The organism is Alkalihalobacillus bogoriensis ATCC BAA-922 (assembly GCF_000621445.1).
In the GTDB taxonomy this organism is placed as follows: Bacteria; Bacillota; Bacilli; order Bacillales; family Bacillaceae_F; genus Bacillus_AO; species Bacillus_AO bogoriense.
On record NZ_JHYI01000010.1, the window covers coordinates 310691 to 332358 of the forward strand.

Genomic DNA, 21668 nt, shown 5'->3' on the forward strand with positions numbered 1-21668 from the left:
TTTATTGTGATTTATCTCCTTTGTTTGATTGCATCATTGATGTTTTTGTATTTAAAAATTTCGGTCTTTCCTTTAACGTTTTTATCGGAAAGCGGACAAACACATCTTTATTATCTTCCACAATAAAAGGAGCGATTGCGGCTAAATAAGGAACACCAAATGAACGTAAGCTAACTAAATGAATAACGATGATTAATAAACAAAAAAGTGTTCCAAATATTCCAAACCCTGCCGAAACAAGAATTATAACAAACCGTAATAACCTCGCTGAATTAGCAAACGAATAAATCGGCGATACAAATGTCGCCATTGCCGTTAATGCTACTACAATGACGAGAACATTCGATACAATCCCCGCCTCTACTGCTGCTTGACCAATTACTAGCGCTCCAACAATCGATACCGTTTGTCCAACGACTCTAGGCATCCGCACCCCAGCTTCTCGTAAAATTTCAAACGTAAATTCCATTAATAATAATTCAATAAATGCTGGAAATGGAACACCCTCACGTTGCGCTTGCATACTAATTAATAAATTTGTTGGAATTAATTCATGATGAAAAGACGTTAACCCAATATAAAGACCAGGAAGACCTATCGCAATACAAAAAGCAATATATCGCAAAATCCGAATAAATGAACTCATCATAAAATGTTGATAATAATCTTCACTCGCTTGAAAAAAGTCAGCAAACACGACAGGGACAGAAGTCACAAAAGGACTGCCATCAACAAATATGGCTATTTTTCCACCTATTAATTTTGACGCAATTGTATCCGGACGATCACTATGATATGTAAGCGGAAACGGCGTTAATGTCTTATCAGTAATCCATTCCTCTACTTGTCCTGAATCTAAAATTGCATTCATTTTAATAGAAGAAACCCTTCTTTTTACTTCATTCACAATCTCTTCATTAGCAATAGTTGAAATATAACAAACACAAATGTCTGTTCTCGTCTCATGCCCTACGATAAATTGTTCAAACACGAGATTTGGATTTTTTATTCTTTTCCGAACAAGTGACATATTCGTTAACAACGATTCCGTAAAGCTATCTTTCGGACCGCGAATAATTGTTTGAATATCAGATGTTTCAATTGCTCTTTTTTCATCATTAGCTACATGAACGGCAATACAATAATTAACACCTTCCACCAACAATACAATATACCCTGATAAAATATGCCATACTACTTCATGTTCATACTGAAGAATCGTTGAGAAATGACTTGAAAAATATTCTTGTTGAAACGCTGTAAGGTCTTCCTTCGATTGAATGGAATATTGGTTTAACGATGAAAGCGTTAGTGACTGTTTAACTTCTTGTGAAATTCGGCTTAAATCAACCATCGTCTTCATATAGATAGCTAATCCGTTTTGTTTCCCGATTTGAATGGGCTCATGATAGAAATCATAACTTTGGTGAAATAGTGAAGTGAACCGGTCTTTATTTTCCTGTAAATTTGATTTAATTTCTGTTTGACTTCCCCCTTCAGGAATAAGTTCGTCAGGTGTGAACTTCGATTTAGTTTTATCTTTCTTTTTTTTTGCCATCATAGCAGAAAGCATTTTACGATAAATACTCAAGCGCTCAACCCCTTACCTTTTTGACTTTTCATCCTATTTTTAACGAACAGTACGAGAAAAAGGAAAAGAGGAATGCCAAATTGAAATGGAATATGGAAAAAATATGGAACGAGCTCAAGACCTTCTTCATAATGCTCTACGATGTTTTCTGCAATTAAAATAGAAAACAAAGGTAATACTAGCGAAAATGGAAGTAAAAAGGTCCGGTATGGTTTATTAAATACATATTCAGCTCCTTTTAATGCTCCATAAAAGAACACGCCAATTTTAACAAAAATTCCAATTAATAAAATGAAAACAATGAAAATGTCGACACGCTCAATAAATTCTAGTAATTCAACTTCCCGTGCAGCAACAAGAAGAGGAAAATTCGCTCGATTCCTTATATCAACTCCAAGAGCTAGAATTTGAAGCATTTCCGCATATGTAATAAGAAATCCACTTAATAAAATCGCACCCACACTTACCTTACTGACGTACTTAAAATTTGTAGTTGAACCTATAATAACTAAAAACGCCACTAGTTCTCCATAAGGAAACACAATCATCGTTGGATAAACCGCCTCAAGAATTGGTGCAAATCCTTCAGAAAAAATTGGAAGCATCTTCTTAAAATCAAGAACTCCAGTGAACAACAGTAAAACTCCCAAACCGATAATAAGTGCTAAAAAATACGGAATGAAAATTTCCGTCGTTCTTGCAAACACTTCAAGACCATGAAATAACACATATGCAATAATTATCGTCATAAAAATGGAAATGATTTCAATCGGAGTTTTTGGAAGTATTGTCGTTACAATAAGTTCACAAAAATCCCGTAGCACCCTCAATGCAAGATAAGAAAAGTATAAAAGATAACTATAGGCGATGAGCTTTCCAATATTTTTACCCAAAGCAAAATCAATAATGTCGTATAAGCCCCTACCGCCTGCCATTCGACTAATAAAATTGTAAAATAGGAAAAGAAGCACTCCAGTGGAAATTGCAAAAATTTCGGCAATCCACAGGTCCTGTTTTGCTTCTTGTCCAGCTCCAACGATTATCGTTGTCCCTATCGTAAAGGCCGTCATTAAAACAAAGTACTGCCACAACGAAATTTGTTCTCTCATTATAATTCCATTCCTCTATTTCTTTTTTTTCTTCCTATGCTTTCGGTCTTCAAACACACAAATAAACAAAGCAACAAATGCAAATATATTAAGAACCGTCCGGTATGGACCCGTATCATACATTAATAAGTAATAAAAACTTCTCAACAATGTTGTCTCATATACAAGCATGTCAAATATGACGAATAGGGCAAATAAAGAAACTGTAAAGAGCAAAAAACCAAATGTGACCACAATTATCCTCCATAATTTGATTTCAAACTTAAGATTTACTTTGTTAGTCAAAATTATGTAATGGTTGAAACATGAAAAAACCGTTTCAACGTCATTTCGACGTAAAACGGTTCCATTCTTGTCTTTTGCCGTTGCTGAAATTAAAGCAAAACAAAACGTAAAATGTCAGATTCTGCGCTTACCCGGAAAATAAAAAACAATCTTATAATAAAATACGAATATGATTTTCTACACCTTTCATATAAGAATCACTGAGAATATTTTTACCTCCTCGTAAAATTTCTGTTGTGTATAATGGAGAAGGTGCTGTCTCTTTTTTCTTATGAACGACGATAAACGTTACTACATTTTCATAATGCTCGTTTTCAATTTCAACGGAAATAATTGCTGGTCGATATAATGAAATATTCACGCCTTCTCGTTCATATAAATATTCAAGTCCTAGCCAAGGTACTTTATACACTTTCCCCTCGACAAAGCCTCCTTCTTCTACGATATCTGCTTTTCCACCATCAGTAGTAGGTAGACTAAACCTTAGTGTGTATCCTTTTAATTTACCAACACCAACGACATCCGTAAAATAATCATGAACCCCTGCTTTAATAAAACGTTCATTATCTAAGCAAGACCCATATGCAAAATATAAAAAGTCATTCTGTTCCTTTTCAAATCGGTATACTTTCCAATCTCCCAATTTAATTTTTGTTTCACATTGAATAAGCGGATCCCCCGCTATGTATAGTAATGCTTCCACTTCTCCCTTATCTGTATAAACGGTTTGACTTACGCGCTCATATAAATTTGTTTTTCCTTCCCCTTCATACCCTTCTAATTCATTGATCGCTTCTAATTGTTGCTCGTTTACCTCATACAATTCTCCATACACGTTTTCTATCCCCTTTTTCATAACCGGATAGCCAAATGTCGTATCGTATAATTCCCCTTTAGTCCAACATTGTTCAGCTCGTATGATGGCATCTGTTACATAATGATGGTTCGACTCTCCTTTCCGTAATGTTCCATATACAAATAATAAAGTTCTTTTCATATAACTCTCTCCTTTGTATTCTAAATAACATTCAACACTCACAAACTTGGAAAAATAAAACATTTTTGATAGAATTATAATCACGGTTATAAATTAAGTTTACCGAAAGTGAGAGTGATTTCCTATCGAAATAGTAACATTGCAGCTTAAAGAGGCAGGTTATCAAGAAAATAAAAATACGATAGAAAATATTCATCTTTCTATTAACAAAGGTGAATTAGTCGGATTGATTGGACCGAATGGAGCGGGAAAAAGTACAATAATCAAATCCATTCTTGGCTTGATAAACTATGTGGATGGCGAGGTCACCATTCATGAAAATAAACGATATGCTTATATTCCTGAACACCCTACTTATTATGAAGAACTAACGTTATGGGAGCATATTCAACTAGCAAAAACCGTGAATCAAATCGAATCCGACGATTATTTTTCACGAGCGGAAGAACTCCTCGAGTTGTTTCGATTAACAAAGGCAAGACACCAGCTTCCCTCTTCTTTCTCAAAAGGAATGCAGCAAAAGCTGATGATTATAATCGCTATATTGATTCAACCGATGCTATATATTGTGGATGAACCGTTTATTGGGCTTGATCCAAAAGCGATAAAAGATTTTCTGAAAATATTAGAGGAAGAAAGAAAACGTGGAGCAGCTATTTTAATGTGTACACATGTACTCGATACTGCGGAAAAAACCTGTGATCGGTTTTACCTGATTAATAACGGACAAATCATCGCTCAAGGAACGCTCCAACAACTTCAGGATGTAAGTGTTGCTGAAGGCTCTCTTATAGATTGTTTTTATACATTAATGGAGGAATCTGATGATGAGTAGTCCATTTTCATTATTTTGGTTCCGCTTAAAAAAAGAATGGCACTATCAATATGACGTATTTCGCTCAGCTGTTGACTGGATTATTTGGCTTTATATCATTGTGCCTATTATTGCTCTTGTATTCTACCAATATTATTTATTATGGCAAGGAACAGCGAGTTGGGTCGAATCGGTACCTCTCCCTTTTCTATTTTTATTTTTATTTATCCTTTGTTGGACAGGCTGTATTCGACTGTTTTTAACTGAAGGCGATTTACTTTTTTTGCGCCAAAACAAAAAATGGCATGGTGCACTTATGCGATTCGGGATCCTGTACTCAATTGTTTTAAACATATTTTTTACGATGATGATTTCCGCCATTGTCATCCCAATTTTATATTTGTATGCCCATTATTCTTTTTATCAAATTGGACTGTTACTTTCATTTATATATTTTTATCGACTTTTCATTCAATTTGTTAAACAAATCGTATTTGTTTCTTTTTCTGGTTTGCAGCTCATGGCGATAAAAGTAGTTTTGTTTATCGCCTCATTAACGGTTTATGCCATTTTTTTTCATGAAATAATTCTTGTACAATTGCTAATTCTTTGTATCATCGTATTTACTTTGCCTTTACTGTATCGGATTAGAATGAAAAGGACATGGTGTTTTTTTGAAGATTGTGTACGTGAAATTCAACAAAAATTAAAGTTAATACGATGTTTATTCAAGCGCGTGGTTATCACACAACAAAACCTTTGTTTAAACGAGAAAGGCCGTTATTGTTTTACAACTCTGCTTCTATTTTCAAAAGAAAAAATAATCAAAATTTACTTCGTGAGTTATTACTTAAATTTATTTTACGTGGAAAAAACCGATTTGCCCATTTATACCAAATTACAATTATTTGTATTCTTGCCATCGTTTTTGTCCCATTTTGGGTAAAGTGGATAGTGTTACTTTTCGGAATCTATTGTGTTATTCATTTAACACGATCTTATTGGAAAGAGGTCACATCCCATTCTTTTTATCGATTGTACCGGACTGAAAACAAAGATGAAATCGACAAAGCGGTGAAGGACGTTATTTTTTATATGACGGTACCAAGTATTTTTCTGTTCGGTTTTGCAGCGGGTCTTACTGGGTTTTCACTCTTATATGGTTTTTTAATTGCCATACTATCAATATGTATAAGCTACTTTATTATTCGAGATATATGGGTCAATTAAGAAAAACGCGGAGCGTCTTTTCGTTTCAAGCGAAGTGTGGAGCCCTGCCCGCTTTTGACAGTGAACCACAAGTGCTCTTCTTGGGGTGAAACGCGCAGGTGCGCAGCCTTCGCTCTTCTTGAATAAGCTTTCAAAGATTCGCTGCTAGACCAAATTTTATGCTTTCTTATCTTTTTAAAAGAGAGCAGGGACATGTCCCCGCTCTTCTTCTTTATCCTCGTGTTCTTTTTATTTTTCCAATTCCAAGTTCATTCGATTCTTTATGGATCGCTTTAATAAAACTGATTGTCATCATTGCCATAATTACAGAAAATGGTAACGCTGCCGCAATCATCGTATTTTGTAATGCTTGAAGGCCTCCCGTATATAATAAAACGAGCGAAATCGCAGATAGTAAAATCCCCCACGTCATTTTCACTCCGTTTTTTGGATGGTGTGAGCCGTTTGTTGTCATCATTCCGAGTACATACGTGCCTGAGTCAGCAGAGGTAATAAAAAAGGTACCGACTAAAATAATCGCAACTATTGAGGCAAAAAATCCAAGTGGATAATTGGCAAACACCGCAAATAACGACTCTTCCGTTGCAAAACTCGATATTTGGGCAATGCCATTGTATTCTAACATAATCGCCGATCCTCCAAAGGTTGAAAACCATAGGAAGCTAATGATTGATGGAATTAATAAGACACCAAATACAAATTCACGAATTGAACGTCCTCGGGATACACGGGCAATAAAAATACCGACAAACGGTGCCCAAGCAATCCACCAAGCCCAATAAAAAATGGTCCAACCTTCAATCCACGCTCGACGGACCTCATTAAGAGGAGCGATTCTAAAACTCATAGCCGGTAGATTTTGCAAATATTGTCCTAATGTATCTGTGAACAAATTTAAAATGAAAACGGTCGGTCCAAATATAAACATTAATAAAAACAATAATCCCGCCAAGCCCATGTTAACATTACTTAATATTTTTATTCCTTTACTTAAGCCAGACCAAGCGGAAAGTAAGAAGAGCACAGTAACGCCTGCAATAATTATAAATTGAACAATAATATCTGTCGGAATCCCAAATAAAAATGCTAACCCACCATTAATTTGAATCGCGCCAAACCCTAGTGTAGTTGCAATACCAATGACCGTCGCTAATACCGCAAAGATATCAATGACTTTTCCAGTCACTCCTTCGACTGCTTTAGTACCAATTAACGGTTTCAAAGTAGCACTAATTAACCCTTTTTCATCATGTCTGAATGTAAAATAACCTAATACTAGCGCAACAATTCCATAAATCGCCCAAGCATGAATGCCCCAATGGAAAAATGTATAACGCATCGCATCACGAATACCTTGAGCCGTTCCAGCTTCTTCTGTAGGTGAACTAACGATAAAATGACTAATCGGTTCCGCGGTTCCCCAGAAGACTAAGCCAATTCCCATACCTGCACTAAATAGCATCGCTAGCCATGTTGGTCTTGTGAATTCAGGTTCTTCCTCCTGCTTTCCTAGCTTTATTTTCCCAACTGGACTAATTAACAAATATAAACAAACGATAACAATAAGTGTAACTAAAATTAAATAATACCAGCCAAATGCTGAGGAAATAAATCCTTGTATGTTTGCCGTAGCTTGTTCTAATAGGTCAGGAATCGCAATTCCAACTATGACAAGGAGTAGCAAAATAGCTACCGACACATAAAAAACCGTTGTTCCACCTTTTTTCATCGTTTTATCCTCCTTATTCCACCAATCCTGTTCGTAGTGTAACCTCTCTTTTTTTTGTCATACATGCGAAATCACAATGAAATCCCACAACGACAATGATTTTTGTTATGATAATACAAAAGACTAGAAAGGAAACTCAACAATGGAAAGTCAGCTTCATGAACATTTAAAAAGGCAAGCCCTTTATTGGCTAAAAGATAAGATGACAGATTTATGTGCAAACGAAGTAAAACTATTCATTCGAAGAAAGCGGCTGAAAGCGGATGCGCTAGGCATTAATTTAGAACGGAAAGAAGCACGAATTATTGAAGTGAAAGTAACAAAAGAAGACTTTAAACGAGACGAAGTTCTCCATGCCAATTACGGCTATCATGCTCTTGCAAACTATGCTTATATTATGACACCTGTTGGATTACTCCAAAAAGAAGAAATCCCTATTGGGTACGGATTATTAGAAATCGACGAATATGATGTGATTAAAGTCATTAAACGACCTGTACGAAATCCTAAACCACAATTAAAGCTCGATACCCTTGTAAAACGAACAGGACGGGCTGCCACAAACGCGGTATTGTTTCAAGAATTATCAAAAGAAACAAAAGATATAACGAAAGGTGCATTTTCTAAAAAACCGAAAGTTCATCTTATTAGTGCGACATGTCCGTCATGCAAAAAAAGAAAGCAATACTTAATAAAAAAAGAGCAAGAAACCGTCACATGCATTGCAAGAGGATGTAAACATGACATCCCGTTAAGCAAAGCTCGTGTTCATCATATAACGGCATATAATGAAGATTTTTTTTCTCAAATGCAAGCATTAATGAATGATTCTATATAATAATCAATCATTCTTAATGAAAGAATTAAACTAGTAGTGGTAGACTAATCTGAAAGGCAATGAATGACAACATGATAAAAAATACATTATTTCTTTTTCTTGCTTTCCTCTTAAGCGCATGTACTTTTCAAGAAGAAGTAAGTCTTACACCTGAGCAACAACAACTAAGCCCTCAAGGTGAAAGTACCGAGACGATTGATAAACCTGAATTAATCGTCCATTTCATCGATGTTGGTCAAGCAGATGCAACATTATTTGAGTACTCCTCTGACGGCATCGATTATCGAATTTTAATTGATGCTGGAAATTGGAATCGAACAGATGTACTAGACTATCTAGAATATAACAACATTACCCATCTTGATATTTTAATTGGCACTCATCCACATGCTGACCATATTGGACAATTCGACCAAATCTTAATGACAATCGATGTAGGAGAAGTTTGGATGTCCGGCGAAATGGTAGCTTCTGATACGTTTTCTCGGATTCTCGATGCGATCGAATCTTCTGGGGTTAATTATCACGAACCTAGAGCTGGGGATACTTATGACATTGGCCCACTCGTTCTTGAAATCGTAAACCCTAAAAAACTAACTGGAGATGTACATAAAAGCTCAATTTCACTACGGGCCGTATTTGGAGATGTGGCATTCATGTTTACCGGAGATGCCGAACATGAAACAGAAAACGAAATCATAAACAAAAATCTAGAAGTAGAATCAACGTTTCTTCAATTAGGTCACCATGGATCAAATACATCAACAAGTTCCGAATTCCTCAAAGCAATAAATCCTAAAGTAGCGATTTATTCAGCAGGTAGTGGAAATTCTTATGGTCACCCTCATCAAGAGGTGATAGACCGCGTTCTATCCAATGAGATCGCACTTTACGGAACAGATATTCATGGGACAATTATCGTTCGAACTAATGGAAGAAACTATGACATTAGTTTAGAAAAAACAAATCTGAACGAAAATAAACAATCTAATAGAACAGACAACACAATTGCTTGTATTAACTTAAATCAAGCGTCACTTACAGAGATTGAACAAATCATCCATATCGGAGAAAATCGAGCCGCTGATGTGATAGCATTAAGGCCAATTAAATCGCTTGATGAATTAACAACAATTAATGGAATAGGACCTGCTAGGTTAGCTGATATCATCGAAGAAAATAAAGCATGTATCGGAGGCGAATAAATGCGTATACTCGGGTGTATTGACCGAATCGTCGATCAACAAAATGCTGTCATTGTTATTGAACAACTGAAAAAAGAAATAACCGTACCTATCCTATCATTGCCACAAGGAAGTAAGGAAGGCAGCTGGCTAACATTTGAACTCACTAACCAAAAAGCTGGAAACTTTAAACTCCAAAGCGAGATAACCTTTGAAAAAAATAAAGTTATTGAAGAAAAGTTAGATCAACTAAGAGCTAAACGAACAACTAGTAAATTTCAAAGGAACACTAACTGAGCACATTTTGTAAAATCAAAAAAGAACCGTCCCTTTAATGGGATGGTTCTAATTCCACCTCAGCTTCTTTTTGTTCAAAACGAATAATAAAGGCCGTTCCTTTACTACTCGTTTTAATATCGATACACGCAGAATGTCTTGAGGCAATACTGTAACAAATCGCCAATCCTAATCCTGTACCATCTTCTTTCGTCGTGAAAAATGGTGTTCCGATATTTTCTAAATCCTCTTTTTTAATGCCAGGCCCTTGGTCTTTAATGGCAAGTATAACACTTTGTCCTTCTTTATACGTTTGAATCGTCAACACGCCACCTTCAGTCATCGCTTCAAGCCCATTTAAACCAATATTTAAGATGAGTTGTCTAATTTCTTTTTCGTCTAAAAATAAAGGTGGACACTCTTCTAATTTGAGTTCAATCGAATTGTTTCCCATTAATGCTTCCGCTCTAAGCAAAGGATGTAACTTCATAACAACATCATTTAATGATTGGATTTTCTTATCGGCCGCTTTGTCTTTCGCAAATGTTAAAAATTCAGTAATGATGCCGTTAGCCCGATTTAATTCATCAATCATCAAATCTATATATTCTTGTGGCTGCCTCATTTCTTCTTGGATTTTCATTAGTTGTAAAAATCCAAGAACAGTCGTCATCGGATTTCTTATCTCATGTGCAATACCAGCAGCCATTTCTCCAACAAGATTTAACCTATCTAAACGAGAGATTTCTTTTTCCATTTGCGTTCTTTCTGTAATATCCGTAATCGTACTAATGATACATGGTTCATCATTAATCATCGCTTGTTCAGTGGACAATAGCCCTTCACGAACCTCGCCCGATTTAGTTTCAAATGAAACACGTTCATTAAAAAGAGAATCTTGTATGTCGAATGGAATCGTACCATCTAGTTTTCCATCCGACGATTTAATGTTTAAAAAATTATCTGAGCGGTGGATAATATCATCCAACTCATATCCTGTAAACTCTGACCACGTCCGATTTACATCGATATAATGGTGTGTTGCCAAAGATCGAATAGCCATTAAGTTTGGACTAAATTGAAACACTTTTTGGAACCGTTCTTGTGAAACTTGTAATTCTTTATTAGAACGAACAAGCTCTTTCGTTTTCTCATGAATAATCATTTCTAGATTGTTAGACTTTGTTGTTAAATCAATCGTTTGTTGCTTTAATAAATTTCGTTGGATTTCAATTTCCTTTTGTTTCAAATAAATTTGGACGAAGGCCTCTACCTTACTTTTCAAGATGTTTGGGTTAAATGGTTTAAATATGTAGTCAATAGCTCCTTTAGAATATCCTTTATTGACATGTTCATTTGCCTTACTTAACGCTGTAATAAACAATATCGGAATATGTCGTGAGCTTTTTCGTTGCTTAATGATTTGTGCCGTTTCAAACCCATTTAACCCAGGCATTTGAACATCCATCAAAATTACAGCTATATCATATTGAAGCACAAATCGTAACGCTTCTTCACCTGATTGCGCGCGAATTAAGTGATAGTTTTCTGATACAAGTACAGCCTCTAATGCCATTAAATTTTCAGGTCGGTCATCTACCATTAAAATGTTCACTTTATTATTATCACTCATGCTTTATCCCTCTGTTTCTTTTCTATCTTTTTCCATACCCAGAGCGAATCTGTTGGTGCCATGTTTACAATACCCCCCTTTAGTCAAATGTTGAAACTTTTTGGTAAATCTTTTCAGTGGAATCAATTTCACGATATAGATTTGCCTTGTCATTCCCAGTCATCGCTTCTTTGCTTCCTAGACCTAAAAAACCCCCTTCACTTAAGCTACGGAAAATAAGATCATACACTCGGTCAGTTAAGTGCTTATTGAAATAAATCATAACATTTCTACATATCACCACATGGAACTCATTAAAAGAATAGTCAGTTGCCAAATTATGATGAGCAAACACCATATTTTTTCTTAAAGTGGGGTGAAGTTTCACATAATCTTGATAAACTGTATAATACTCAGAGAACTCTTGTGTACCACCAGCTTGGTGATAGTTTTTTGTATATAATTGCATTTGGTGTAGCGGAATTTTACCTTCTGCCGCTCGTTCTAATATATCTTCATTCATATCTGTAGCGTAAATTTTCACTTTGTCATATAAACCCTCTTCCTTTAATAAGATTGCCATAGAATACGCTTCTTCCCCAGAAGAACATCCCGCATGCCAAATTCGAATAAAAGGTAATTTCCGCAAATGTGGAACAACGTTTTCACGAAATGATTTAAAGAACGTTGGATCCCGAAACATTTCTGTAACATTTATTGATAGATCATTTAATAATCGGTCTAAATATTCATGGTGATGAAGAACTTTTGCTTGTAATTCAGAAATGGAATTTAACCCTTCTGCTTGTTTTCTGTTAACGATGCGTCTTCGAATTGACGAAAACGCATAGTCGCGAAAATCAAAACCATAGTGACGGTAAATCCCTTCAAGTAGCAATTCTATTTCGATTTTTTCCAGCTCACTAATCGTCGAATGTTCTTCTACTAACAATGTCTCTCACCCTCATTATAAAGCCAAACTTTAATTAAAGACACAAGTTGTTCAATGTTGACTGGCTTACTTATATAATCTGAAGCCCCAGCATTAATGCATTTTTCTTTATCTGTTTTCATTGCCTTTGCTGTTAATGCAATAATCGGCAATTGTTCAAATTCCTCTTTTTTACGAATTTCTCTCATAGCATCAAAACCATTCATTTCAGGCATCATAATATCCATTAGAACAATATCAATCGATGTGTTGTTTTCTAGCATATGAATAGCTTCTTTTCCGTTTTCTGCAAAAAGGACATCCATCTTTTGCGATTCTAATGCTGTAGTTAACGCAAATACATTTCTCATATCATCATCAACAACTAACACAACTTTATTTTCTAGTAGATGCTTCGACTCTTCTTTTGTTTCTTCAGCAACGACATTCTCATCCTCTACTTCTTTCTCTACTTCTTCCTCTACTGCGATTTCTTCTGATACAGCGACCTCTATGTCTGAACTAGTCAGCCCTGGCAACCCTTCAAAATCTGGTAAGTGTAAAGTAAATGAGCTACCTTGTCCTTCAGTACTTTCAACTTCAATAAAACCACCTAGCCGTGATGCTAAATCTTTGCATATCGATAAACCTAAGCCAGTACCACCGTATTTTCGTGACGTTGTACCATCACTTTGATAGAACGCTTCAAAAATACTTTCTAATTTATCATTGGCAATACCAATTCCTGTATCGATCACCGTAAATTTTATTTTGGAACGCGAATCATTGTCTAAGCCTTTACTTATTCTTAAAGTAACGCCTCCTTCATTTGTAAATTTGAAGGCATTTGATAATAAATTCTTTAAAATTTGTTTAAGGCGTTGGTCATCTGTAAATAAAATGCTAGGCGCGTCAGAATGAACATCGATCGAGAAATATACCCCTTTATGTCTAGATACCGGAAGAAATTGCCGCTTCACAAACGCTTCGATGTCATTTAGTAAAACCTCCTCAGGATAGACTTCAAATTTGCCTGATTCAATTTTTGATAAATCTAAGATATCATTAATTAAATTTAATAAATCTGTCCCTGAAGAATAAATCGTATGTGCATGTTCAATTTGCTTTTCTGATAAGTTCCCATCCGTATTTTGAGCAAGCATTTGCGATAAAATTAACATGCTATTTAAAGGGGTTCGCAATTCATGTGACATGTTTGCTAAAAACTCAGATTTATATTTAGAACTTAATTTAATGCCACGGTTTTTCTCTTCAAGGTCTTCTTTAATCCGCTGCAACTCTTTTGTCTTATCATCAGATTGTTTATATTGTTCATGTAACTGTTCATTAATTAAACGAAGTTCTTCTTGTTGTTGTTGAAGCTCTTCAGACTGCGTTTGTAATTCTTCTGTTAACGTTTGAGATTCCGATAGAAGCTCTTCAATTCTCATATGATCTAATATTCGGTCAATGCTTGATCCGGATGTTTCGCATACTTGTTGAAGGAGGCGATGTTCAATTGGTGTAAACGGCTCAAATTTCGCGATTTCTAATACCCCATAAATGTCCCCTTCAAATTCTATGGGAAGCAAAAGTAACGTTGTTGGATTGGCCTGTCCAAGACCAGATTTTGTCACTATATAATTACTTGGTAATGTGTCAAACGATAATATTTTTTTATCTTTTGCACATTGGCCAACAAGCCCTTCTCCAATGTCAAATTTTACCTGAGGTAATTCTTCACCATTCCCCGCATAAGCGGCAACCCTATTCATCGTGCCACTTCCATTTGTCACATAAAAAGCACTGTAGCTTGCTTGAACTAATGGTGAAACTTTAGAAAGAAATTGTTGTCCAAATTCTTCCAAATCTTGAATGCCTTGAAATTCGATCGCTAACTCAGTATGTTTTGTTTTAATCCAATTTTCATCCTGTAATGATTCTTTTAATTCTTTTTCATGTTTGAAGCTCGTTTCAAGAGACGTAGCCATCTCGTTATATGCCAGACCTATTTCTCCAATTTCATCTTTTGAATTCACCTCAACTCGAGGAAAGTTTCCATCTTTAATGTTTGATACTTTTGTCATGACTTGTCTGACTTTATTTATACTTGTCGATATGCTTTTTACAACAGAAACACTCACTACTAAAACTAAAGCTATACTTACAATAATAATAATAGTTAATGCGCTTAAAGCCACTTCATACGCTTGCTCAGACTCTTGTAAAGACTGATTCATTAATTCTTCCTCATGAGCTGTAAAATCATCAATTTCAGTAATAATTATCTGTCGTATATTCGTAGAATCATCAATGAGTAATTGCCTAGCGCTCTCGGTCGTACCATTTGAAACTTCATTAATAATGCTATCAATATAATCACTATACGATTGATTGTATGAACGAAGGCTGATTAGTATTTCCCTAGTTTCAGGATTTAGGGAAGGAACTAGTAATAATGAATCAATTGTTGCTGATGCTTGCTCACGCAAAGCTAGTATTTCAGGAATTTTCTTTTCTATTTCTGCTTTATTGTCGAGTAACAACAGCTCTCTAATTTCTCTTCCCGTCACCTGCGTGTCACTCTTTAAGGAATTTACAAGCTTCACACGTTCATAGTTTTCTTGTACAATCTCTTCCATAAACTTATGTTGTTGATTAAGGGTAAACAGCATATAACTAGCAAGTACTAAAAGAATAATTAAAATAAAGCCAAACCCTAAGTATAATTTAGTTTTTACTTTCATTATGTCACCTTTCTCATTTTATTTTATGCCAAAAATGTATGTAAACTTACTCCTTTCTATGATTATAACAGAAAATTGGATCATTATAGTAGCAGATGTACTTTTATTGCTAATCTACTTGCATTTACTAGATTTTCTTCATTCTTTTTGCCATAATTAAGAAAATATTGTATGAATTTGTTGGAGGTTACAATGAAAATAAAGTATAAAGTTAATGAACGTATTACGGTAAAACAGTTGGCCACAGTGTTTTCTACTTCAGGTATACGAAGACCAATCGAAGATTTAACTCGGTTAGAAAGGATGCTAAACGAAGCTGATATTTTAATTACCGCATGGGACAACGAAGAGGTAGTTGGAGTAGCTCGTGCTCTAACTGATTATAGCTATTGTTGTTATTTATCAGACTTAGCTGTTGACAAACGTTATCAAAGTAATGGAATTGGAAAAAAACTGATTGAATTATTACAAAACGAGTTAAGCGAGGAAGTTGCACTACTCTTACTTTCTTCACCAACTGCCATGGATTATTATCCACAAATCGGCTTTGAAAAAATAGATAATGGATTTATTATTAAACGAAAGAAATAAAAACAACGAGTCACAAGTGACCCGTTGTTTTTTAGTTGTTTTCATAGGAAAACCAGTCTGTTATAAGCTCTTGTAGCTTTTCAATTTCTTCTTCTGGTAATTCTTGTTGCAGTTTATTTACATAGTCAAACATGTCTTCGATTGAGAGTGTAGAAAGAAGTTCAATCGGAAGCTGGAATTCATCGTGTGAATTTTTGTTTCCAAACGGGTCTTCAAGTTCCTTCACACTACCTTCTTCATTTAGAATATCAAACCCAACTTGTTTTTCCTTAATCTTATCACTGTTTTCATACCCCGCTATATTATCAACATAACTTTTCACTTCACTAGCTTTTTCTTTAAAATTTGTGAAAACAGATTGACCTTGACCTGTTGAAATGATGCTTATAAAAACTAGAAATAGAAGTCCTACCCAAATTAAACGCATAACTACCTCCTACAATCGAAGCGCTTTAGTAACAAGTATGTACATGCGCTTTGTCATTTACACTTATTACTTTTATATTTAAGCATGTCCTACGAACGGAAACTTCCATTTTTCCGGAAATGCAATCGAAGACGATTTTATAAAAAACGTGTCATTTCCATTCGTACTGGTAGTAGCTACAGCTTCACAGTCAGGAAATGAAGGAGTAAAATGAAATACGATGTTTGTTTTCTTTGTTGAACTTATAGCCTCAATGAGATCTCGAAGTTTTATTTCTTGTTTACTTAACACGGCATACAGGTGAATCGTTTTTTGTTCTTCTTTATATATTACAATAGTATGTAAGTCTTTGATAAAGTAAATATCCGATGGAAATACAGTTAAACAATAAAAGCCAAAAAGATATTCTGTATCTAATACGTCAAAGTGAGAAATTGTTCTATTATGATAAAAGTCAAATAATAACGTGATATCTTCTTTTAATAAAGGATTTAATTTAAGAAGTGGCTTGCAGTTTTGGTCATGGTCCATCAGAACAGAGTAATTCGTTTCTAGAACAGTGGTAAATCCAAATTTCGGATAAAAGTCTAATACTCTTTGGTTGGCGAATAAAAGAAAACCATCATATTCGCCATTATACTTGTCGAGTACGTAATTCATCAGTGTCTTTGCTAATCCTTTATTTTGAAAGTCAGGATGTGTCATAACAGTACCAATTTGAATGACCTTATGTGTTTTTGAATTCATGAAAAGACGCTGTTTATTAACGGATACGTTTGCTACTATTTGATTATTCGAAACAAAGGAATAACATTTGTATTGGTCCTTCCAAAACCCGGATTTAAACCAAGGTTGAAAATCAATGTTAAATGTTTGCCTAGCTAAATGAAAAAAACTTTCCCGTAAAATGTCATTCTCCTTGTAGTTTTCGACTATCTTTACATCCATCGAAATCGCCTCTTTATTTTGAAATGTGCTTCATACCTATAAGATATGTTCGAACCATATTTTCAAAGCTTTCATTTAAATCAAGTGGAAAACCAAAGCCACCAGCTTGTTCAAGAGAAGCAAAGCCGTGTAATAAGCTTCTTATTCCTCTCACCATATGAATCGTTTGATCCTTCTCAAGATGATACGGTGTTATTACATCAATCATCAAGTAAACAATTTCGTTTGCAACCTTTTCAATTTCAACGTCCTTTGCATCAGGAGCTTTTAATGTCATTTCGTATAACCCTGGATGAGTTCTAACAAATTCTAAATAAGAATGACCAATTGATAAAATTGCTTCTTCTCCTTGTTTATCATTGACAGCTTCTTTCATCCCTTTATAAAGCTTTTCTAACCCATATTGGGCTAGGTGTTTTTTTAGACCTTGCAATCCATCAATATGATTGTATAAAGAAGGCGACTGTACATTTAATGTTTTAGCCAATGTCGCCATCGTAAGCGCTTCAATCCCACCTTCATCTACAATATTCGTTGCTGCTAATAAAATTGTTTGTAAATCAAGTCCCATTCGTGGTGACATCTTTTATACTCCTACCTTTGCTTCGTTTTTCGCTGCTTCGTTAATTGCTTTTTTCATTGCTTCTACAGGCTGTTTTATCATTTCTCCATGACCAACCGCTAACAAACTCGGATTATATTGAAGGAGATTTTCAGCACTTTGTAATGCTAACTCTTTACTCCATGTCGCCAATGCAGGAAATGGAAATAACCATCTTAATTGACCTGCAACGGCTAACCCACCTTTTGTTTGAAAGGCATCTCCTGCGATTAATGCGTTCGTTCGTATATCCATAAATGCCATCATACCTGGAGTATGTCCTGGTGTTGCTATGGCTAAAAGAGAGCCAATCCTATCTCCATTATCTACTAATATATCAGGTTTTACCTTACTTTGTTTCGGTATACCACCACGAAGCGGTAATTGCGGTTCAGATTGTAAAAGAGATTGGTCCCCCGCCCAAATTTTCGCATCTCGTCTTGATAAATATATTTTAACATGGGGTATTGCTTTTTTTAACTTTTCTAATGCACCCATATGATCATCATGTGCATGGGTAATGACAATACGAGTAATGGGCTTTTTTAATTCTTCTGCAATTTTCAAAATCTTTTTTGCATGAATTGATAACCCTGCATCAATTAATGTGAATTCACTTCCCTCATCAACCAAGTAACAATTTACAGGAAAAAAACGTGGCATAAAAGTGATTTGATATAAAAACTTTTCTTTCGTTAGTTTCATGACAAGAACACTCCAATTCTAAAACTAATAGTATTAGTTTAACTATAACTAATACCATTAGTTTTTACAAGAAAAAATAATATACCCTCTCAAAAAAATTGAGAGGGTCGCTATTACTACCTATTATCTCTACCACGGGCACCAACAGATTTCCCCATACTTCGAGGTTTTACTTCATCTTTTAATTTCTTCTCACCTAGATGTTCTTCTCCATCTGGATATTTCGCTTTACGATTTTTTTGTTCCTCTATAAACTTGTCAAAGTTTTCATTCACCATAAAAAAACCACCTTTTCTTTTCCAATTTCTAATGTAGTTTTGTGTTTATATCTAGTTTTTATTCGTTCGTTAACGTACATCAACAAGATGAGCAATCGGAATATAATGCCTTTCATCAAATTGGTCCACAACACGTAATTGCTTGTTCACCGAATCTATATAATGAACTTTGCCAAGTACAATACCATACTTTCCGTCATCCCAGTAAACAAACGTCAACACATGATTGTGTTCCATTGCTTCACAAATGAAATACTCAAATTCCTCTAATTGTTGAATATCAACAATTGGCTTTTTAACGGTTGTGAGTTCTTCCGCTACCTTACGTAATCGTGATACATGTTCCGGAATCATCATCGCCGTCCACTTTATATTACCTCTATCCTTAAGCATGAAATTGCCTCCAGTTGCATATTGTAAAATAGAACAAATGTTCGTATAATTATTATATAGGAGGTTGAAAAAAATATGCAAGGTATTTTAAAGCGATCTTTTATTGCTCAAACACCAGTTGAAATCATTTATATGTCAAAAAACGGTACGATTACACAACGAAAAGTCACTATCCAACAACTAGACGATCACCTACTCATCGGCTTTTGCCATGTAAGAAAACAAAGAAGAATGTTCCTTATCCAAAATATATTGTCTGCAAAACCTGTTCATCGCAAAGAAAAAGCGATTTAAGTTTAGAACGTTCTCCCCTATTTCTATGTCTTCACATATTTACAGTGTGGAAAGGGGGTGAAAAAATGTTAACAAATACTCGATTAGTGATTGTGTTTGAAACGGGAATGGATAGTAAAGGTGAACCCACATTTAAAACAAAAAGCTTTAACAACATTAAAACCGATGCATCTGACGCACAACTTTTAGCCGCAGCAGAAGCATTAACACCATTGCAAGGCTGGATTTCAAACAAAGTTGAACGAAATAACGTGTATTCGCTTGCGTAAGTTTGTTTTTTAATTTATTGAAAGGAGAGGAAAGCAATGAACAAACGATTAGAATTATTATTTCAAAATGAAAGTGGAGCCACAGTGACACTTTCATTAGATAATCCTATTTACCCAGCAGATCCAATCGCCATTCGGACAGCTATGGAAGGGATTATTATGACAAATTGTTTTACGTCAACAGGTGGTAATATTGTTGCTATCAAGTCTGCTCGCATTGTCGATAGAACGGTTGAAGAAGTTTTAGTTTAATTAAGAAGGAGCTTGTCTCCTTCTTTTTAAGAAAGGAGGAAAATGTGTGGAACCTTGGTTACCATTATTAAGTGAATTTGGATTCCCTGTAGTCGTAACATTGTACCTTCTTCACCGGATGGAGAAAAAATTAGACCTTGTCAATGAATCCATCCAAAAATTACCAGAACACTTATTGCAAATATCTAAATAAATCCGTTTTATCCTCTCCTTTATGAGAGGTTTTTTTATTGTTCATGGTAATGAAGCGGCCATGATAACCGTTATCTATGAACATTGCTAACGTTTTGGCACGATGGTGGCCACAGGAGCAGTTAATCATAATATATAGGCTAGGAATAGCGTTGCTTTTGCGTGAATAAGCGCTCCTGTGGCCACTAAAAAATGGAAACCCGTATCATGTTCACAAATAACGGTTGCTCTGACCGCAAAAATGAGAGTTGGAATCAATAGAACCTAATTGTTTGTACAAACTATTTATTCACGTGTTCAAACCTTGAATATGTTCCTTTTGTTCTTATTATTTCGTTCAACTAAACATTTTTTCCTTTTTTATACAGTTATCCAATGGTATAATGATTGTATACTATGAACAGACTACTGGGGGGGAATGTTATGGAACTAAAGCAAGAAACGCAAACAGAAAAAGAACTAAAAGACCGTTTTCTACACCGCGATTTACGAGCAGGTGGCATTATCCGAACCATTGCCTTATTTTATGACGCCGTAATTCTCGGTATGGTGTTATATATGGTTGCAGGTGGTACGACTTTATGGATCATGACAAATACTGAAACGCTATTTATTGGCAATCCCGAAAGAGCCAGACAAGATATACTAGAAAATGAACCACATCTATTTATTATTAATTATGTAATATTAGGTTCAATCTTTTTAATTTACCAATTTATTTATCCTATGTTTAAAAAACAAACATTTGGTATGATGATTGCCGATTTAACATTAGTAGATGAAAATAGGCAACCATTAACAAAAAGGCATTATCTAAAGAGAGAGTGTTTGAAATTAGTTCTTTTCCCTACCTACTTCATGTCGTTTGGAAAAGAAAGACGAACATTATATGATAAGCTAACAAATACTTACTTAATGAAATATTAATACCCTTTGCTTAATAAGGGGTGTTACTTCTCGAATATGGTCGTTTAGGTCATCTATACCGTTAAATCAAAAAAACAAAGAATTTTTGTTGTTTTTTTTAAAAAATATCGGAATAGATGCCCAAACGAAAAAAAAACACATGACGTCTTATGACATCATGTGTTTTTGATTGGCTTAGCAACGTCCTACTCTCACAGGGGGAAGCCCCCAACTACCATCGGCGCTGATGAGCTTAACTTCCGTGTTCGGCATGGGAACGGGTGTGACCTCATCGCTATCGTCACTAAACCTTCTGACTTCGATCACTTCTGCGCAGATTTGCGACGAGGAAGCTTACCTCGAAGCATGGCTTGTAGACGCAGGAGCAATCCTATTATTCAGTTGAGTTCATCTCATGATTCCCTCAAAACTAGATAGTGTGTGTATTGAATTGTGTCAAAAAGACTTC

The 21668-nt window shown here is 35.1% G+C and carries 24 protein-coding genes, 1 rRNA gene and 1 pseudogene; 11 read left to right on the plus strand and 15 right to left on the minus strand.

Features of this window, described 5'->3' with window-relative positions; translation table 11 throughout:
* Position 1 precedes the first annotated feature (1 nt).
* From T323_RS0103805 to T323_RS0103820, 4 genes are all read right to left on the minus strand, one after another.
* Entirely contained in the window at positions 2-1591 is a 1590-nt protein-coding gene (locus tag T323_RS0103805; protein ID WP_245613676.1) for a spore germination protein, read from the minus strand.
* Positions 1588-2700, minus strand: coding sequence for a GerAB/ArcD/ProY family transporter (locus tag T323_RS0103810; RefSeq protein WP_051556345.1), 1113 nt, complete (start codon positions 2698-2700; stop codon positions 1588-1590). Before T323_RS0103810 ends, T323_RS0103805 begins: the two co-directional genes overlap by 4 nt.
* 15 nt (positions 2701-2715) lie before the next feature.
* Entirely contained in the window at positions 2716-2934 is a 219-nt protein-coding gene (locus tag T323_RS0103815; RefSeq protein ID WP_026672092.1) for a hypothetical protein, read from the minus strand.
* Between the two features lie 202 nt (positions 2935-3136).
* The gene (locus T323_RS0103820) at positions 3137-3982 is read right to left on the minus strand and encodes a gamma-glutamylcyclotransferase family protein (protein WP_026672093.1); all 846 of its coding nucleotides are present in this window, start codon (positions 3980-3982) and stop codon (positions 3137-3139) included.
* Positions 3983-4121: 139 nt separating this feature from the next.
* Between T323_RS0103820 and T323_RS0103825 the strand changes: the two genes are divergently transcribed.
* Both T323_RS0103825 and T323_RS0103830 read left to right on the plus strand, forming a co-directional pair.
* Positions 4122-4817 (plus strand): ABC transporter ATP-binding protein, encoded by a 696-nt coding sequence (locus T323_RS0103825; RefSeq protein WP_245613677.1) that lies wholly within the window; start codon positions 4122-4124, stop codon positions 4815-4817.
* Positions 4810-6026, plus strand: a pseudogene (locus tag T323_RS0103830) (ABC transporter permease). Before T323_RS0103825 ends, T323_RS0103830 begins: the two are co-directional and overlap by 8 nt.
* 211 nt (positions 6027-6237) lie before the next feature.
* On the opposite strand, the gene T323_RS0103835 reads toward T323_RS0103830, so the two are convergent.
* A complete protein-coding gene (locus T323_RS0103835; protein ID WP_026672096.1) occupies positions 6238-7755 on the minus strand; it encodes a glycine betaine uptake BCCT transporter in 1518 nt (505 codons plus the stop codon).
* A gap of 142 nt (positions 7756-7897) precedes the next feature.
* On the opposite strand from T323_RS0103835, the gene T323_RS0103840 reads away from it, so the two are divergent.
* From T323_RS0103840 to T323_RS0103850, 3 genes are all read left to right on the plus strand, one after another.
* Positions 7898-8593, plus strand: coding sequence for a hypothetical protein (locus tag T323_RS0103840; protein ID WP_026672097.1), 696 nt, complete (start codon positions 7898-7900; stop codon positions 8591-8593).
* Between the two features lie 71 nt (positions 8594-8664).
* Positions 8665-9798 carry an MBL fold metallo-hydrolase gene (locus tag T323_RS0103845; RefSeq protein WP_026672098.1) on the plus strand — a complete coding sequence of 378 codons (1134 nt, stop codon included), beginning with the start codon at positions 8665-8667 and terminating at the stop codon, positions 9796-9798.
* Entirely contained in the window at positions 9799-10074 is a 276-nt protein-coding gene (locus T323_RS0103850) for a DUF3006 domain-containing protein (protein WP_026672099.1), read from the plus strand.
* Between the two features lie 34 nt (positions 10075-10108).
* On the opposite strand, the gene T323_RS0103855 is transcribed toward T323_RS0103850, so the two are convergent.
* The 3 genes from T323_RS0103855 to T323_RS0103865 form a co-directional block, all read right to left on the minus strand.
* The gene (locus T323_RS0103855; protein ID WP_026672100.1) at positions 10109-11686 is read right to left on the minus strand and encodes a response regulator; all 1578 of its coding nucleotides are present in this window, start codon (positions 11684-11686) and stop codon (positions 10109-10111) included.
* Positions 11687-11765: 79 nt separating this feature from the next.
* Positions 11766-12617: a CheR family methyltransferase gene (locus tag T323_RS0103860; RefSeq protein ID WP_026672101.1), complete on the minus strand. Its 852-nt coding sequence runs from the start codon at positions 12615-12617 to the stop codon at positions 11766-11768.
* Positions 12611-15343: a sensor histidine kinase gene (locus T323_RS0103865; RefSeq protein WP_026672102.1), complete on the minus strand. Its 2733-nt coding sequence runs from the start codon at positions 15341-15343 to the stop codon at positions 12611-12613. The genes T323_RS0103860 and T323_RS0103865 overlap by 7 nt, the downstream gene beginning before the upstream one ends.
* A 192-nt stretch (positions 15344-15535) precedes the next feature.
* Here T323_RS0103865 and T323_RS0103870 point away from each other — a divergent pair, with 192 nt between their 5' ends.
* Complete coding sequence (locus T323_RS0103870; protein ID WP_026672103.1) at positions 15536-15934, plus strand: GNAT family N-acetyltransferase; 399 nt, start codon at positions 15536-15538, stop codon at positions 15932-15934.
* A 31-nt stretch (positions 15935-15965) separates the two neighbouring features.
* On the opposite strand, the gene T323_RS0103875 is transcribed toward T323_RS0103870, so the two are convergent.
* The 6 genes from T323_RS0103875 to T323_RS0103900 form a co-directional block, all read right to left on the minus strand.
* Entirely contained in the window at positions 15966-16361 is a 396-nt protein-coding gene (locus T323_RS0103875; RefSeq protein ID WP_026672104.1) for a hypothetical protein, read from the minus strand.
* Between the two features lie 78 nt (positions 16362-16439).
* Entirely contained in the window at positions 16440-17309 is an 870-nt protein-coding gene (locus T323_RS25900; protein ID WP_051556346.1) for a GNAT family N-acetyltransferase, read from the minus strand.
* Positions 17310-17322: 13 nt separating this feature from the next.
* Positions 17323-17892: a TetR/AcrR family transcriptional regulator gene (locus T323_RS0103885; RefSeq protein ID WP_026672105.1), complete on the minus strand. Its 570-nt coding sequence runs from the start codon at positions 17890-17892 to the stop codon at positions 17323-17325.
* Positions 17893-17895: 3 nt separating this feature from the next.
* Positions 17896-18615 carry an MBL fold metallo-hydrolase gene (locus tag T323_RS0103890; RefSeq protein ID WP_026672106.1) on the minus strand — a complete coding sequence of 240 codons (720 nt, stop codon included), beginning with the start codon at positions 18613-18615 and terminating at the stop codon, positions 17896-17898.
* Positions 18616-18731: 116 nt separating this feature from the next.
* A complete protein-coding gene (locus tag T323_RS28710) occupies positions 18732-18893 on the minus strand; it encodes a hypothetical protein (protein WP_156942385.1) in 162 nt (53 codons plus the stop codon).
* Between the two features lie 69 nt (positions 18894-18962).
* A complete protein-coding gene (locus T323_RS0103900; protein WP_026672107.1) occupies positions 18963-19286 on the minus strand; it encodes a YolD-like family protein in 324 nt (107 codons plus the stop codon).
* 75 nt (positions 19287-19361) lie between these two features.
* Between T323_RS0103900 and T323_RS0103905 the strand changes: the two genes are divergently transcribed.
* The 5 genes from T323_RS0103905 to T323_RS0103925 all read left to right on the plus strand — a co-directional run bounded on the left by T323_RS0103905 (position 19362) and on the right by T323_RS0103925 (position 21220).
* A complete protein-coding gene (locus T323_RS0103905; protein ID WP_026672108.1) occupies positions 19362-19580 on the plus strand; it encodes a hypothetical protein in 219 nt (72 codons plus the stop codon).
* A 65-nt stretch (positions 19581-19645) separates the two neighbouring features.
* Positions 19646-19849 (plus strand): DUF1659 domain-containing protein, encoded by a 204-nt coding sequence (locus T323_RS0103910; RefSeq protein WP_026672109.1) that lies wholly within the window; start codon positions 19646-19648, stop codon positions 19847-19849.
* A 36-nt stretch (positions 19850-19885) separates the two neighbouring features.
* Positions 19886-20101, plus strand: coding sequence for a DUF2922 domain-containing protein (locus tag T323_RS0103915; protein WP_026672110.1), 216 nt, complete (start codon positions 19886-19888; stop codon positions 20099-20101).
* 46 nt (positions 20102-20147) lie between these two features.
* A complete protein-coding gene (locus tag T323_RS0103920) occupies positions 20148-20294 on the plus strand; it encodes a YvrJ family protein (RefSeq protein ID WP_026672111.1) in 147 nt (48 codons plus the stop codon).
* 422 nt (positions 20295-20716) lie between these two features.
* Positions 20717-21220 carry an RDD family protein gene (locus T323_RS0103925; protein ID WP_026672112.1) on the plus strand — a complete coding sequence of 168 codons (504 nt, stop codon included), beginning with the start codon at positions 20717-20719 and terminating at the stop codon, positions 21218-21220.
* A 172-nt stretch (positions 21221-21392) separates the two neighbouring features.
* Here T323_RS0103925 and rrf read toward each other — a convergent pair.
* Positions 21393-21508, minus strand: a 5S ribosomal RNA gene (rrf, locus tag T323_RS0103930).
* Positions 21509-21668 lie beyond the last annotated feature (160 nt).

What these genes read in the sequence shown, in the direction of transcription:
- T323_RS25900 (WP_051556346.1), bottom strand. Translation starts at nt 17,309, where the DNA reads ATGGATGTAAAGATAGTCGAAAACTACAAGGAGAATGACATTTTACGG.
- T323_RS0103900 (WP_026672107.1), bottom strand. Translation starts at nt 19,286, where the DNA reads ATGCTTAAGGATAGAGGTAATATAAAGTGGACGGCGATGATGATTCCG.
- T323_RS0103810 (WP_051556345.1), bottom strand. Translation starts at nt 2,700, where the DNA reads ATGAGAGAACAAATTTCGTTGTGGCAGTACTTTGTTTTAATGACGGCC.
- T323_RS0103905 (WP_026672108.1), top strand. Translation starts at nt 19,362, where the DNA reads ATGCAAGGTATTTTAAAGCGATCTTTTATTGCTCAAACACCAGTTGAA.
- T323_RS0103865 (WP_026672102.1), bottom strand. Translation starts at nt 15,343, where the DNA reads ATGAAAGTAAAAACTAAATTATACTTAGGGTTTGGCTTTATTTTAATT.
- T323_RS0103840 (WP_026672097.1), top strand. Translation starts at nt 7,898, where the DNA reads ATGGAAAGTCAGCTTCATGAACATTTAAAAAGGCAAGCCCTTTATTGG.
- T323_RS0103875 (WP_026672104.1), bottom strand. Translation starts at nt 16,361, where the DNA reads ATGCGTTTAATTTGGGTAGGACTTCTATTTCTAGTTTTTATAAGCATC.
- T323_RS0103850 (WP_026672099.1), top strand. Translation starts at nt 9,799, where the DNA reads ATGCGTATACTCGGGTGTATTGACCGAATCGTCGATCAACAAAATGCT.
- T323_RS0103845 (WP_026672098.1), top strand. Translation starts at nt 8,665, where the DNA reads ATGATAAAAAATACATTATTTCTTTTTCTTGCTTTCCTCTTAAGCGCA.
- T323_RS0103910 (WP_026672109.1), top strand. Translation starts at nt 19,646, where the DNA reads ATGTTAACAAATACTCGATTAGTGATTGTGTTTGAAACGGGAATGGAT.
- T323_RS28710 (WP_156942385.1), bottom strand. Translation starts at nt 18,893, where the DNA reads ATGGTGAATGAAAACTTTGACAAGTTTATAGAGGAACAAAAAAATCGT.
- T323_RS0103885 (WP_026672105.1), bottom strand. Translation starts at nt 17,892, where the DNA reads ATGTCACCACGAATGGGACTTGATTTACAAACAATTTTATTAGCAGCA.
- T323_RS0103870 (WP_026672103.1), top strand. Translation starts at nt 15,536, where the DNA reads ATGAAAATAAAGTATAAAGTTAATGAACGTATTACGGTAAAACAGTTG.
- T323_RS0103890 (WP_026672106.1), bottom strand. Translation starts at nt 18,615, where the DNA reads ATGAAACTAACGAAAGAAAAGTTTTTATATCAAATCACTTTTATGCCA.
- T323_RS0103820 (WP_026672093.1), bottom strand. Translation starts at nt 3,982, where the DNA reads ATGAAAAGAACTTTATTATTTGTATATGGAACATTACGGAAAGGAGAG.
- T323_RS0103915 (WP_026672110.1), top strand. Translation starts at nt 19,886, where the DNA reads ATGAACAAACGATTAGAATTATTATTTCAAAATGAAAGTGGAGCCACA.
- T323_RS0103855 (WP_026672100.1), bottom strand. Translation starts at nt 11,686, where the DNA reads ATGAGTGATAATAATAAAGTGAACATTTTAATGGTAGATGACCGACCT.
- T323_RS0103925 (WP_026672112.1), top strand. Translation starts at nt 20,717, where the DNA reads ATGGAACTAAAGCAAGAAACGCAAACAGAAAAAGAACTAAAAGACCGT.
- T323_RS0103835 (WP_026672096.1), bottom strand. Translation starts at nt 7,755, where the DNA reads ATGAAAAAAGGTGGAACAACGGTTTTTTATGTGTCGGTAGCTATTTTG.